Below are 14,354 nucleotides of genomic sequence, written 5' to 3'. Positions count from 1 at the left end.
AGCATGAGGTAGATAGGCGTCGGCTGCCAGGTGAGTTTTTGGAACTGTTTTGCGTAGGAATACCACTGATACGCAGGTCGCCGGCCTGCCGTCAGGCGAGTAGACAAATGCCAAGTTCCCATAGGACTACCTCATGAATATTGATCCGAACATTGCGTTGGCAAGAGCATGCGCCACCAGCGTTGCACACAGGACTGTCGTTGAAATTGCTCATGCTGACGACCGCGGCGATAAGATTAAACATCGCCAAGTTTCATTGTCCATGGACCAAGTATTAAAAGGGTCAAAAGGTGCAGCCGGATTTGCCGGTTCACTGGGTTCCGGGGACCCTGCGGAGGTGACGTATGAGTTCGCCAATCGTCCCGAAACGGGGGGCACGACCAGCCAGTTCACAGAAGCACAAAAAGGCGTGATCCGTGAGACCCTGAATAATTTCAGCGATACTGCAAATATTCGGTTCAAAGAGTCTGTCAATGCACAATCCCATCATATGCAGATCAAGGTTGATGGCGGTAGCTTCAAGTGGCAGGCCCCCTGGTATACGCCCGTGTCCGATGACGAGCCCGGCAAGGTGCAGGTATCGCTGAACCAGCGCCATGCCGATGAGCTGGTAAAACCCAATAGTTTTGGGCGTCACATCATTGCAAAGGCTGTGGCCTTTAAATTAGGTCTTCCTGACCCAGCGTCTGCAGTATCGAGAAGCAACTACGCGGAAAATACGTCGGCTTACACGGTAAGGAGTCCTTTTCTGGAAACCCGCTCAGACCATCGCTTTAATAAGTTCCATGGTGATAAGACTCAGTATTCAAGTGCGCTGATGATGGATGATATTGCAGTCACGCAAGATAAATTTGGTGCGAACCTCCAAACGCGGACCGGGGATACGACGTATGGCTTTAACTCCAATGCCGATCGTGACGTATTCAAACTGCAGTCGAGCGACGACTTGCCGGTGTTTTGCGTGTGGGACGCCGATGGTAATGACACCTTCGATTTCTCCGCCTTCAGGCAAGATCAGGTTCTCAACTTGAAATCGGGCAGCTTCTCTAATGTTGGGGGAGGCCTAGGCAACGTTTCGATCGCCAATGGCGTCACCATCGAACGGGCTATTGGCGGTGCGGGCAATGACATTTTAATTGGCAATGACGTCGGTAACGAACTGGAGGGCGGCGAGGGCGATGACATTCTTTATGTCAAGGCGAACTCGGGTTTTAACCGGCTGACAGGCGGGCCGGGTAAAAATACCTTCGTTATCGGCGCGAACGACTCATCTGCCAGCTTCGCAAACACCGTAATAATGGATTTCGTCAGCGGCAAGGATAAATTGGATATTTCAGCCCTGCGCGCAGCCCACCCTCGACTCACCTTCACCCACGAATATTATCGCAGCCATAATCTCACCTTTTTGCGTTTCGATTTCGATGGCGACAAAAAAGAAGACTTCATGGTGAACATATATGGGCGAATCGCGGATTCCGATTTCCGCTTCTGACCTGAATGTTTAACGCATGTACTGGCTGGCGCCGAGCGAAATCAGGTGTGCTGCCCAAGTATTGGCTATACCTATAGCTCATTCTTACGATGATGGTCGCCAGGGAGTTCACTAATGAAGCTAAGGCTAATAATCGGCACAGTGTGCGTCGCCTCGCTCGGTTTGGTTGGTTGCGCCAGCAAAGTGGTGCAACCGAATGAATATTCAGGGTTCCTTTCCAACTACAGCCAGCTCAAGGAAGCCAAGTCACCGTCGGGGGCCGAGGTGATGCGCTGGGTTGATCCACAGCTGGACCTGAGCCACTACACCGCGGTCTACATCGAGCCTACCCAGTTTTACCCCAAGCCCCAGGCCACTTCCCGAATTCCCGAGAGCACGTTGCGGGGCATCAATGACTATTACAACCAGGCGCTCAAGCGCGAGCTGGGTCAGTCACTGCCCGTGGCCAATGCCCCAGGCCCAGGGGTGATTGTTGTGAGAGCGGCGATTACCGCCGTGAGCAGCAAGACCGAGAGTCTCAAGCCATATGAGTTTATTCCCGTCGCCCTGGTGGCCGCGGCAGTGAGCACGGGCACTGGCATTCGCGACCAGGAGACCACCCTGGGCACCGAGGCGCAGTTCCTCGATGGCGCCACTCATAAAGTGCTGGCCCAAGTGGTGCGCAAAGGTACCGGCAAGCCGCTGGCTAATGACTCCCAAGTGATGAAGGCCGACGATGTGAAAAGCGTTATCGACGGTTGGGCGTCGGACCTGCACCAGTCCTACGTGAAACTGAAAAAACACTGAGCCAAAAAAAGCGCGGCGGGTCATCACCCGCCACGCTTTTTTTATTTCGCAAAGATTATTTTAGCGGCGTCAACGCTGGTACCTTCCACTGGCCGCTAGCGACTTCAGGCTTGGGCAGGTAAATGCGCAAGACCGCGTAAAACGGGCCGGGTGGGGCCGGCAACCAGTTGCTCTGCTCAGCCTTGGGTGGCTCGTGGTGTTGCAATGCCAGGGTCAAGCCACCATCGGCATCGAGCTTGAGGGTCGGTAGCATCTGCGAGTTGATCAGGTAGCGCTTCTTGTGATTCGGCACCAGCAATTTGGTCTTGGCGTCGTACATCGTCAGCGACCAGAACGCATCAGCCGGCGGCAACTGGTCCTTGGCAAAATGCACGGTATAGCTGTGGCGTGCACCATTGGCCGGCTTGCCTTCGCTGTCGATGACGTAGCTCAAGTGCGCGGCTTCATCACTGGAGTTGCCGAACATCCCCAGCTCGGCACCGGCGTAGCGGTACAGGTAGTTGTTTTGCAGGTGGTCGCGGCTGCCGTACAGGTCTGCGCCGGTTACTTGGTGGGTGTCGACCTTGGCCTTCTTGAATGCGGCGAATTCAGCGCGGCCATCGGCGATGCCGTCTTCCAGGGCCTTGCGCTGCTCGGCGTTCAACTGGTTGACTTTGAACGGCGCGCCCGGGGCAATACCGATCCTGGCAAAGCGCGCCAGCAGATCTTTTTCATTGTCCTGGGACGCGGCGAAGGCCAGCATGAAGTTCAGGTAGCGAAACAGCTGCGGGCCTTCGGTCATGGTCGCCATCGGCTTGGGCCATTGGATCTTCGGCACGTTGGCGGGGGCGGGTTGCTTCACATAACTGCTCAGCGCCTGCACCTTGTAGCCGCTCTGGATCTGCTTGACCTTGCCCAGGTCTTTGTCATCAAACAGTTGCGTGCGGTAAAGCGCGTAAGCGATGTTGCTTTCGCTGTAGACCACACGGTCGATGTCCACCGGCTGCTGACCTTTCCAGTCTGGCCCGGCGATCATGTAGTGCCCGCCGTTATTGCCGGTACTGCGGGTGCCCAGGTAGGCGAAATTCTGCGTATAGAGGTCGATCAACTGCACCGAGTAATAGCGGTTGTCTTCAATCTTGGGCAGGGTCAGCACCAGCGGCTCTTTGCGCAGGTCCATCCACACGAACGAGTACGGCGTGTCGACGTTCGGGGTGGTAACTGCGTTGTCCTTGGGGGTGAGCACCTGGGCGCTGTTTTCGATACGGTTGAACGGCGCCTTGAAGTGGGCACCGCCTTTATCAACGGCCTGGGTGTAGAGCGTCTTGTACATCTGCACCACCGGGAAGCCGTACAAGTAGGCTTCCTTGGCAATGGCCCTGGCTTCGCTGGGGCTTGCGGTGAAGTCAGCCCAGGCGCCGGAGCTCATGAGTATCGAGAGGCTCGCCAACAGCAGGCGCGTCGGTTTTCCAATCATGTTGTTGCGTCCTTCCTGAGTGCTATCTGAGAGCGTGGCGTGAAGGCGCTGAGTTTCCTGTTTTATTGGCCGGTCGTCACGTTAATCTCTGCAAAGGACCATGGGGAAGGGGCGTTAGAGCATGGATTTGACTTTGTCACGCAACTGATCGATCGAAAACGGCTTGCCAATCACCTCCATACCCTCGGGTACATCAATGTTTTCGGCATAGCCGCTGGCAAACAGGATAGGCAGGGTCGCGCGCAGTTCGCGGACTTTGTTCGCCAGTTGTTTGCCGTCCATGTCGGGCAGGCCAACGTCGGTCATCATCAGGTCGATGATCTTGTCGGTATTTTGCACTAGCGCCAGTGCTTCCCCAGCATCCGCGGCTTCGAGCACCGTGAACTCCAACTCTTCGAGGACATCGACGATCAGCATGCGCACGATGGCGTCGTCTTCGACTACAAGGATGGTGGAGGTGTGAGACATAGTGGACTTTCCTGAACAGTGAGAGCGCTGGGCTTAAAGGCAACTAGATTGTGAGTAATAACAATGCCAGCAAGTTCCGAAGCAATTGCTGGCATTGTGACCTTAGCGGCGCAAAAAGTCCCGTCCGCTTGCGTGCTGACTCACCAAGGTGCAGGCGCCATGAGCTAGACCGCATCCGCTGCCAATCAACGCACAAACATAGCGTTGAGCGACGTTATTCGGGCAAACTTGCGGTTTTCCCGCATTTGGCCAAGGCATGCCCATGACACCCGCGTCGTCCGTCGATGAAAAAAGCTTTCGTACCTTGCTGAGCCGTAACGTGGCCCTGCCCTTGGGCGTGGGCGTGCTCAGCGCGGTGTTTTTCGTCTGCCTGATTACCTATTTGCTCTCGGTGATCCAGTGGGTGGAGCACACCGACCGCGTCATTAACAACCTCAATGAGACGTCCAAACTGACGGTTGACCTGGAAACGGGTATGCGCGGGTTCCTGATCACCGGTGACGAGCACTTCCTTGATCCGTACGAAGTGGCCAAGCCGCGGATCATTGCCGACCTGCGCAATTTGCAGGATCTTGTGGCCGACAACCCGCAGCAGGTCGACCGACTCAAGCGCTTGGAAACCTTGCAAACCGAATGGAACAACTACGCACAGTCGATGATTGAGCTGCAGCGCAACAGCGGTGATTACCGGGGCGCGGTCAAGGCGGGCCGGGGCAAGCGGCTCACCGATGAAATTCGCAAGGAATATGAGGACGCGGTGGCGATGGAACAACAGTTCCGTATCACCCGTAACGCAGAGGTTACCCGCACGACGGTGATCAGTGTCACGTTGTACCTGGCGTTTGTACTGGGGCTGAGTGGTTTTCTGGCCTACATCGGCAGGAAGAATTTAATTTCACTTTCAAAGAGTTACAGCGCAAACCTCGCGTCACAACAGAAGATTGCACGGCGCCTGGAGCAAACCGCCTGGCTGCGCAATGGCCAGACCGAGCTGGCCGAGCAAGTGCTGGGCCAACTGACCCTGAACATGCTGGGACGCAATATCCTGCAGTTCTTCGCCCAGTACATGGGCTCGGCCGTCGCGGCGCTGTACGTGCGCGAAGAACACGGCGGCCTCAAGCGTGTGGCCACGTATGGCTTCTCCCGCGAGCAGGAACAACAGGAACAGTCGATCTACAGCGACGAAGGCATCGTCGGGCAGGCCGCCCAGCGCGATCGCCTGATTCGCCTGGACGATGTGCCGGTGGATTACTTCAAGGTCAGTTCCGGCCTCGGTGAAGGGGCCGCCCGCAGCGTATTGGTGGTGCCAACCAGCGATGATGACCGTGTCAATGGCGTGGTCGAGCTGGGTTTCCTGCGCCCGCTGGATGAGCGTGATATCGAACTGCTGGAACTGATCGCCGGCAATATCGGCACCTCCATCGAAGCCGCGCGCTATCGCCAGCGCTTGCAGGAAGTGCTGGCCGAGACCCAGCAGCTCAACGAAGAACTGCAAGTACAGCAGGAAGAGCTCAAGACCGCCAACGAAGAGCTGGAAGAACAGTCGCGCATCCTCAAGGAGTCCCAGGCCCACCTGGAAACCCAGCAGGCTGAGCTGGAGCAGACCAACGAGCAACTCGCCGAACAGACCCAGACCCTGGCCGAACAGCGCGACGCCATGGACCGCAAGAACATCGAGCTGAACCAGGCCCAACTGGAGCTGGAAGACCGCGCCGATGAGCTGCAGCGTTCCAGCAAGTACAAGTCCGAATTCCTGGCCAACATGTCTCACGAGCTGCGCACACCGCTGAACAGCTCGCTGATCCTGGCCAAACTGCTGGCAGATAACCCCCAGGAAAACCTCAGCGCCGAGCAGGTCAAGTTTGCCGAATCGATCTATTCAGCCGGCAATGACTTGCTCAACCTGATCAACGACATCCTGGATATTTCCAAGGTCGAAGCCGGCAAGCTGGAAGTGCGCCCGGAAAACGCTAGCGTCGAACGCCTGGTGGATGGCCTGCGCGGCATGTTCGAGCCGCTGGCAATGGACCGCAAACTGGGCTTCCAGGTGGACGTGCAGCAAGGCTCGCCAACCCTGCTGTTTACTGATCGCCAACGCCTGGAGCAGATCCTCAAGAACCTGTTGTCCAACGCCATCAAGTTCACCGAACAGGGCGAGGTCAGCCTGTCGGTGTCACGCGCGCCGGGGGAGGGCATTGCCTTTACCGTGCGCGATTCCGGCATAGGTATCGCCCCGGATCAGCAGGAAAGCATCTTCGAAGCCTTCCGCCAGGCCGACGGAACCACCAATCGCCGTTACGGCGGTACTGGCCTGGGCTTGTCGATTTCCCGTGACCTGGCCACCTTGCTGGGCGGCTATATCAGTGTGACCAGCGAACCGGGCAAAGGCAGTATTTTCACGCTTGTACTGCCTGAACAGTATGTCGAACGCGACGAGGACGCAGCGCCGATCGAGCCACCGCGTCAAGTGGTGGTCGCGCCGGCACCGGCGCCCGTCAAGGTGTCGCCATTGCCGGTGGCCGACGCCAAGCTGATCCCACGCTTTGCCGACGACCGAGAAAAAGCACCGTTCAGCACCCGCTGCATCCTGGTGGTGGAAGACGAGCCGAATTTTGCGCGAATCCTGTTCGACCTCGCTCACGAACTGGGTTACCACTGCCTGGTAGCCCACGGTGCCGACGAGGGCTATAGCCTTGCCGAGCAGTACATCCCCGACGCGATCCTGCTGGACATGCGCCTGCCAGACCATTCCGGGCTGACCGTGCTGCAACGCCTCAAGGAACACGCCAACACGCGCCATATCCCCGTGCATGTGATTTCCGTGGAAGACCGCGTCGAAGCCGCCATGCACATGGGCGCCATCGGTTATGCCGTCAAGCCCACTACCCGCGAAGAGCTCAAGGACGTGTTTGCGCGCCTGGAAGCCAAGTTGACCCAGAAGGTCAAGCGCATCCTGCTGGTGGAAGACGACGACCTGCAGCGCGACAGCATTGCCCGCCTGATCGGCGACGATGACATCGAGATCACCGCCGTAGGCTTCGCCCAGGAGGCCCTCGACCTGCTGCGCACCACTATCTACGACTGCATGATCATCGACCTCAAGCTGCCGGACATGCTCGGCAACGAGCTGCTCAAGCGTATGGCCACCGAGGACATCTGCTCGTTCCCGCCAGTAATCGTCTATACCGGGCGTAACCTGACCCGGGATGAAGAGGCCGAACTGCGCAAGTATTCACGCTCGATCATCATCAAGGGTGCGCGCTCGCCTGAGCGTCTGCTGGATGAAGTCACGCTGTTTCTGCACAAAGTCGAATCCCAGTTGTCCCATGACCGCCAGAAGATGCTCAAGACTGCCCGCAGCCGCGATAAGGTCTTCGAGGGGCGCAAGATCCTGCTGGTGGACGATGACGTACGCAATATCTTCGCCCTGACCAGCGCCCTGGAGCACAAAGGCGCTGTGGTGGTGATCGGGCGTAACGGCCAGGAAGCCATCGACAAGCTCAATGAAGTGGACGATATCGACCTGGTGCTGATGGACGTGATGATGCCGGAGATGGACGGTTACGAGGCCACCGCCTTGATCCGCCAGGACCCACGCTGGAAAAAACTGCCAATCATTGCCGTGACGGCCAAGGCCATGAAGGACGATCAGGAACGTTGCCTGGCAGCAGGCTCAAACGATTACCTGGCCAAGCCGATTGACCTGGACCGCCTGTTCTCACTGATTCGCGTATGGCTACCGAAGATGGAACGCATTTAAGTGGAGCAGTGTTTCTTGGATAAGAGCAGCGATATTGAGCTGCGCCTGTTGATCGAGGCGATTTACCTCAAGTACAGCTATGACTTTCGCGACTACTCGGGCGCGTCGGTCAAACGCCGTGTGGCCCATGCCTTGCGTCAGTTCGACTGCGCGACCATTTCCGCACTGCAAGAGCGCGTGTTGCACGACCCGGCCGCGTTCATGCAGTTGCTGCAATTCTTGACCATTCCGGTGAGCGAGATGTTTCGCGACCCGTCGCACTTCCTCGCGATTCGCCAGGAAGTCGTGCCGCTGCTCAAGACCTACCCGTCGATCAAGATCTGGATTGCCGGCTGCAGCACGGGCGAGGAGGTGTACTCCATGGCCATCCTGCTGCGTGAAGAAGGCTTGCTGGAACGCACCATCATCTACGCCACGGACATCAACCCCGCGTCGCTGGATAAAGCCAAGCAGGGCATCTTTTCCCTGGAGAACGTGCGCGCCTACACCGCCAATTATCAGCAGGCCGGCGGGCAACGTTCATTTGCTGACTACTACACAGCGGCTTACGATTACGCGATCTTCGACAAGACATTGCGCGAGAACGTGACCTTTGCCGACCACAGCCTGGCAACCGACAGCGTATTCTCAGAAACTCAATTAATTTCATGTCGTAACGTATTGATTTATTTCAATAAAAAATTGCAAGATCGAGCGTTTGGCTTGTTTCATGAGTCGCTGTGTCATCGCGGCTTTTTGGTGCTGGGCAGCAAGGAAACCCTGGATTTTTCCGCCTACAGCAAGCAATTCGAGCCCTTGGTCAAGCAGGAACGGATTTACCGAAAATCATGAGCGACGCGCCAGACACCCCGATTTCGGGGATCGAAGCCATCGTCGTCGGCGCTTCCGCCGGCGGCGTTGAGGCGTTGCTGAGTATTTTCGGCCAGTTGCCGAGCACCTTCGCGCTGCCGATCATTGCCGTGCTGCACCTGCCGGACGAGCGCCGCAGCCAACTGGCAGAAGTCTTTGCCCGGCGCCTGAACATCCCGGTCAAGGAGGCCAGGGACAAAGAAGCGCTGGAGGCGGGCACCTTGTACTTTGCCGGGCCCGGTTATCACCTCTCGGTAGAGCAGGACCGCAGCCTGTCCCTGAGCCAGGAAGACCGGGTGCACCATTCCAGACCCGCCATCGACTACCTGTTTTCCTCGGCGGCCGATGTGTATGGGCCGGGCCTGCTCGCCATTTTGTTGACTGGCGCCAACCAGGACGGCGCAAGCGGGCGGGCCCACGTCAAGCAATCGGGTGGCATTACCATCGTGCAGGACCCACAAGAGGCACGCATTGCCGTCATGCCCCTGGCGGCCCTGGCCTTGCACACACCTGACCATATTCTTTCCTTGAGCCGAATCGGCTCATTGCTGGCTTCCCTGGAACCCTTCCCATGTTAAGTACTGTCCAGGCCAAACTGCTGATCGTCGACGATCTGCCGGAAAACCTGCTGGCCCTCGAGGCGCTGATCAAGCGTGAGGATCGCCAGGTCTTCAAGGCATTGAGTGCCGACGAGGCGTTGTCCCTGTTGCTGGAACATGAATTCGCCATGGCGATCCTCGACGTGCAGATGCCTGGCATGAACGGTTTCGAACTGGCCGAACTGATGCGCGGCACCGAAAAGACCAAGAACATCCCCATCGTGTTCGTCAGCGCCGCTGGCCGCGAACTCAACTACGCCTTCAAGGGCTATGAAAGCGGCGCGGTGGACTTCCTGCACAAGCCGCTGGATATCCATGCGGTCAAGAGCAAGGTCAATGTGTTCGTCGACCTGTATCGGCAGAGCAAGGCGATGAAGCTGCAAGTTGAAGAACTGGAGCGCAGCCGCCGTGAGCAGGAGCTGTTGCTCACGCGCCTGCAGGCCACCCAGGCCGAGCTGGAACAGGCGGTGCGCATGCGTGACGACTTCATGTCGATTGTCGCCCACGAAGTGCGTACGCCCCTCAACGGGCTGATTCTGGAGACCCAACTGCGCAAGATGCACCTGGCCCGGGACAACGCCGCGGCGTTTACCCTGGACAAGATGCGCGCCATGGTTGACCGCGATGAGCGCCAGATCCAGAGCTTGATCCGCCTGATCGAGGACATGCTCGACGTGTCGCGTATCCGTACCGGCAAGCTGTCGATTCGCCCGGCACGCATCGACCTTGCGCAACTGGTACGCAACCTGGTGGATAACTTCGCGCCGCAAGTGGCAGCCGCCGAGTCGTCCATGCAATTGCAGGCCGAAAGCCCCGTGCAAGGCTGCTGGGATGAGTTCCGTATCGAGCAGGTGATCACCAACCTGCTGACCAACGCCCTGCGCTACGGAGCCAAGAGCCCGGTGCAGGTGCGGGTGTATACCGAGCATGGCGAAGCGCGGGTAGAGGTACGCGACCATGGCATTGGTATCAGCGAGGAGAACCAGAAGCGTATTTTCCAACAGTTCGAACGGGTTTCGGCCAACCATTCCGCAGCCGGCCTGGGCCTGGGCCTGTTTATTTCCGAACAGATCGTGGCGGCCCATGGCGGCACGATTGAGGTCGAGAGTCAGATAGGTGAGGGCGCCCTGTTCCGGGTATGCCTGCCTTTGGAAGTGGCCGAGTGAAATCAATCGTCACCCCGACGCAACCTCTGCGTGACCCCATGGTCGTAACTGCAGCAATTGACCGGACAAAGGCTTCCCATGAGTGAAGATGCACAAGATGTCGTACTGATCGTCGAGGACGACGAATCCATTATGTTTGTGCTGGGCGAGTACCTGGCAGGCTTGGGCTACCGGGTCTTGAAGGCGATCGACGGGGAGCAGGCCTTCGAAATCCTTGCGACCAAACCGCACCTGGACTTGATGGTCACCGATTACCGCCTGCCGGGTGGGATCTCGGGCGTGCAGATTGCCGAGCCGGCAATCAAATTGCGTCCGGAGCTGAAGGTGATCTTTATCAGCGGGTACCCGCAGGAAATTCTGGACTGCCACAGCCCCATCACGCGCAATGCGCCGATCCTGGCCAAGCCGTTCGATCTGGATACGCTGCAGGAGCATATCCAGCGTTTATTGGCCTAATACCCCACAACTTGAGACCCTGCGCATCTCGACGTTTTCCTTTTATCAGGTGGCGTGACCGCCCTAGGCCCTGATCATTTCTCGGACCTTGGCGGTCAACAAATCGAAGGTAAACGGCTTGGTGATCAACTGCATGCCAGGATCCAGGAACCCCCCTCGCACGGCGGCGTGCTCGGCATAGCCGGTGATGAACAATACCTTGAGTTGAGGACGAATCTGCCGGCCGATTTCCGCCAGTTGCCGGCCGTTCATACCGGGTAGGCCGACATCGCTGATCATCAGGTCGATGCGCTGTTCGGATTCAATGATCGGCACCGCCGTATTCGCATCCCCAGCCTCGATAAACCCATACCCCAGTTCTTTGAGCACAGCGCTGACCAGCACCCGAACCGCGGGGTCATCCTCGACAATCAACACCGTTTCCCCAGCATTGGCAAACGGCAGCAGTGTCGGGTTGAGCGGCGCCTGTGGCTGGGGCTCACCGATGAAGCGCGGCAGAAACAGGCTGACCGTCGTGCCTTGGTTGACTTCGCTGTGGATGGTCACATGCCCACGAGACTGACGAGCGAAGCCGTAGATCATCGACAACCCAAGACCGGTGCCTTGGCCGATGGGTTTGGTGGTAAAAAACGGATCGAACACGCGGCCCATCAGATGTTGCGGTATGCCGCAACCGTTGTCGCTGACACTCAGCTCTACGTAGTCGCCCGGGGTCAAGGTGCCGTAGGCGGCGGTAAAGACACTGTCGAGGTGGCGATTGGTGGTCTCCACGGTCAGCGTGCCACCCGTGGGCATGGCGTCGCGCGCGTTGATCACCAGGTTGAGCAAGGCGCTTTCGAGCTGGTTCGGGTCGGCTTCGGCGGTCCACAGGGCATCGCTCAGACGCATGTCCAGGCTGATGCTTTCGTTGATGCTGCGTTGCAGCAACTCGCCCATGGCTGCCACCAGTTGATTGATCTGCACGGGCTTGGAGTCAAGCGATTGTCGGCGCGAAAACGCCAGCAACCGGTGTGTGAGGCTGGCCGCGCGATTGGCGGAGGTCACACCCAGGTCGATCAGGCTGTCCAAGTCATCCAGCTTGCCTCGGGATACCCGCCTGCGCAGCAGTTCCAGGCTGCCGATAATGCCCGTGAGCATATTGTTGAAGTCATGGGCGATACCGCCGGTCAACTGGCCGACGGCTTCCATTTTCTGCGACTGGCGCAAAGCCTCTTCGTTATGGCGCAGTTGAGCCGTGCGTTCTTCCACTTGCTGTTCAAGCGTTTCCAGGGTGCGCTGCAGCCGCAGTTCACTCTCGCTCAAGTCAATCAACCGGTCCCGTGCTTCGTATTGGCGACGCCGACCGCGCAGCGCGGCGCGGCGCTCACCAGGCTGATCAGGGTAATGGGGTGGAAAGGCCGCTCCAGAAACGTCACGTTGCCCAGCAAGCCACTGAGCCGGGTGGAGCCGTTCTGCTCTTTGCCGCCATGATGGGTCATCAGCACGATCGGCAGGTCGGACCACGCCGGCTGCTGGTGCAATTGCTCGAGCAGTGGTTCAAGGTCTACGCCACGCAGCGCCTCGGCGGCAATGATGAGCAGGCCGGCGCCTTGCGCCAGTTCTTCGCACACTTGCCCCAGGTTGCTGGCGACGATCCCGCTGTAGCCGGCTTCGTTAAGCATCATCAGCGCCAATGAACCATCGCGGCCCATGGGCGCCAGCACGATGGCGCGCTCGGAGATGGGGGAGAGGGCCGGCACTAGCCCTCATCCTTGAGCAGAGGGGAGCCGGCGCCCATATAGGTTGGAATGCCGCGCAGCACACCCTGGAAGTTATCCAGGGGAACACCCACGGTCATGCCACGGCTGCCGATGCGATATTCGCGGATAGTCGACTCATGGGAGCCAGTCCTTTTCTTGATGATCGAAATGGCCCGGCGAACTTTGCCCAGAGCCTCGAAGTAACGCAGCAGGATCACGGTGTCAGCCAGGTAGGTGATGTCGACCGGGGTCTGCATGTCGCCCACCAGGCCGTGCTGGGCCACCGTCATGAAGGTCGCGGCACCGCGGCGGTTGAGGTACAGCAACAGCTCATGCATATGCAGGATCAACGCGTTTTCTTCAGGCATGGCGGCCTGGTAGCCGTTGATACTGTCGATGACCACCGTCTTGATGCCGCGTTCATCCACGCAGCGACGAACCCGGTGCGAAAATTCGCCGGGGGAGAGTTCAGCGGCGTCTACCTGTTCGATCAGCAGGTTGCCGGTGTCCCGTAGCGCGGCGAGATCAATGCCCATGTTTTTCATGCGCTCGAACAGCAGGCCCAGTTCTTCATCGAAGATAAACAGCGCAGCCTTTTCGCCTCGCGCCACGGCGGCGGCGGCGAAGATCATCGAGATCAGCGACTTGCCGGTGCCCGCCGGGCCGAGAATCAGGCTGCTGGAGCCGGTCTCGATACCACCGCCGAGCAAAGAGTCCAACTCCTCGATGCCACTGCTCAACGTTTGACGGTTATAACCACCGCGATGCTCGGCCGCTACCAGGCGCGGGAACACGTGAATGCCGTCGCCCATGATGGTGAAATCATGAAAGCCGCCACGGTATTTCTGGCCACGGTATTTCACTACGCGGATACGCCGACGCTCGGCACCGTAGGTGGGGGTCAGTTCTTCCAGGCGAATCACGCCGTGGGCCACGCTGTGCACGGTTTTATCCAGGGACTCGGTGGTCAGGTCGTCCAGCAGCAGTACGGTGGCGTCATAGCGTACGAAGTAGTGCTTGATCGCCAGGATCTGCCGGCGATAGCGCAAGGAGCTTTGCGCCAAAAGGCGGATCTCAGACAGGCTGTCGACCACCACGCGGGTCGGCTTGACCCGTTCTACCACTTCAAAGATCTGGCGGGTGGCTTCACCCAGTTCCAGGTCGGAGGAATACAGCAGACTTTGCTGGTGATCGGCGTTGAGCAGGCTTTCCGGTGGGGTCAGCTCGAAGATATGAATATGCTCATCCAAGTCCCAGCCGTGGGATTTGGCACCCTGGCGCAGTTCGTGCTCGGTTTCGGACAGGGTGATATATAAGCAACGTTCGCCGTTCTGCGCACCGGCCCGCAGAAAATGCAGGGCCACGGTGGTTTTACCGGTGCCGGGTTCGCCTTCGAGCAAAAACACGTGGCTTCGCGATAGCCCCCCGGCAAGAATGTCATCAAGACCTTCGACGCCGGTGGCCGCCTTTTCACTCAACAGCTGTTTGGATGTACTCAAGAAGTGCCCTCAGGTCACGTACAAGTAGAGGGGCACGCCGAATGGGACGCGCCATATTCACTTGACCGTAGTGGCCACTGGCGG

Annotated in this window: 10 protein-coding genes and 1 pseudogene; 7 read left to right on the top strand and 4 right to left on the bottom strand. The window is 58.4% G+C overall.

Features of this window, described 5'->3' with window-relative positions:
• Positions 1-133: 133 nt before the first annotated feature.
• The gene (locus APH41_RS11525; protein WP_054896523.1) at positions 134-1,492 is read left to right on the top strand and encodes a M10 family metallopeptidase C-terminal domain-containing protein; all 1,359 of its coding nucleotides are present in this window, start codon (positions 134-136) and stop codon (positions 1,490-1,492) included.
• Between the two features lie 114 nt (positions 1,493-1,606).
• A complete protein-coding gene (locus tag APH41_RS11520; RefSeq protein ID WP_054919033.1) occupies positions 1,607-2,278 on the top strand; it encodes a DUF3313 domain-containing protein in 672 nt (223 codons plus the stop codon).
• Between the two features lie 55 nt (positions 2,279-2,333).
• Here the strand turns inward: APH41_RS11520 and APH41_RS11515 are convergent, their stop codons facing one another.
• Together APH41_RS11515 and APH41_RS11510 are read right to left on the bottom strand one after the other, a co-directional pair.
• The gene (locus APH41_RS11515; protein ID WP_054919028.1) at positions 2,334-3,734 is read right to left on the bottom strand and encodes a DUF1254 domain-containing protein; all 1,401 of its coding nucleotides are present in this window, start codon (positions 3,732-3,734) and stop codon (positions 2,334-2,336) included.
• Positions 3,735-3,848: 114 nt separating this feature from the next.
• Positions 3,849-4,202 carry a response regulator gene (locus APH41_RS11510; protein WP_054896520.1) on the bottom strand — a complete coding sequence of 118 codons (354 nt, stop codon included), beginning with the start codon at positions 4,200-4,202 and terminating at the stop codon, positions 3,849-3,851.
• Positions 4,203-4,464: 262 nt separating this feature from the next.
• On the opposite strand from APH41_RS11510, the gene APH41_RS11505 reads away from it, so the two are divergent.
• The 5 genes from APH41_RS11505 (at position 4,465) to APH41_RS11485 (ending at position 11,032) form a co-directional block, all read left to right on the top strand.
• Entirely contained in the window at positions 4,465-7,962 is a 3,498-nt protein-coding gene (locus APH41_RS11505) for a response regulator (protein WP_054919026.1), read from the top strand.
• Entirely contained in the window at positions 7,963-8,793 is an 831-nt protein-coding gene (locus APH41_RS11500; protein ID WP_019817062.1) for a protein-glutamate O-methyltransferase CheR, read from the top strand.
• Positions 8,790-9,389 (top strand): chemotaxis protein CheB, encoded by a 600-nt coding sequence (locus tag APH41_RS11495; protein ID WP_054919024.1) that lies wholly within the window; start codon positions 8,790-8,792, stop codon positions 9,387-9,389. Before APH41_RS11500 ends, APH41_RS11495 begins: the two co-directional genes overlap by 4 nt.
• Positions 9,383-10,576 carry a hybrid sensor histidine kinase/response regulator gene (locus APH41_RS11490; protein ID WP_034127459.1) on the top strand — a complete coding sequence of 398 codons (1,194 nt, stop codon included), beginning with the start codon at positions 9,383-9,385 and terminating at the stop codon, positions 10,574-10,576. The genes APH41_RS11495 and APH41_RS11490 overlap by 7 nt, the downstream gene beginning before the upstream one ends.
• 78 nt (positions 10,577-10,654) lie before the next feature.
• Positions 10,655-11,032 carry a response regulator gene (locus APH41_RS11485; RefSeq protein WP_032897270.1) on the top strand — a complete coding sequence of 126 codons (378 nt, stop codon included), beginning with the start codon at positions 10,655-10,657 and terminating at the stop codon, positions 11,030-11,032.
• A gap of 63 nt (positions 11,033-11,095) precedes the next feature.
• Here APH41_RS11485 and APH41_RS11480 read toward each other — a convergent pair.
• Positions 11,096-12,771: pseudogene (locus APH41_RS11480) on the bottom strand (ATP-binding protein).
• Positions 12,771-14,270 (bottom strand): ATPase domain-containing protein, encoded by a 1,500-nt coding sequence (locus APH41_RS11475; protein ID WP_034127457.1) that lies wholly within the window; start codon positions 14,268-14,270, stop codon positions 12,771-12,773. The pseudogene APH41_RS11480 and the gene APH41_RS11475 overlap by 1 nt, the downstream one beginning before the upstream one ends.
• Positions 14,271-14,354 lie beyond the last annotated feature (84 nt).

It is taken from the genome of Pseudomonas sp. NBRC 111138, from assembly GCF_001320835.1.
Classification (GTDB): Bacteria; Pseudomonadota; Gammaproteobacteria; order Pseudomonadales; family Pseudomonadaceae; genus Aquipseudomonas; species Aquipseudomonas paracarnis.
Note: the sequence above shows the minus strand (reverse complement) of the source record. Positions and strands in the feature narration are given on the sequence as shown.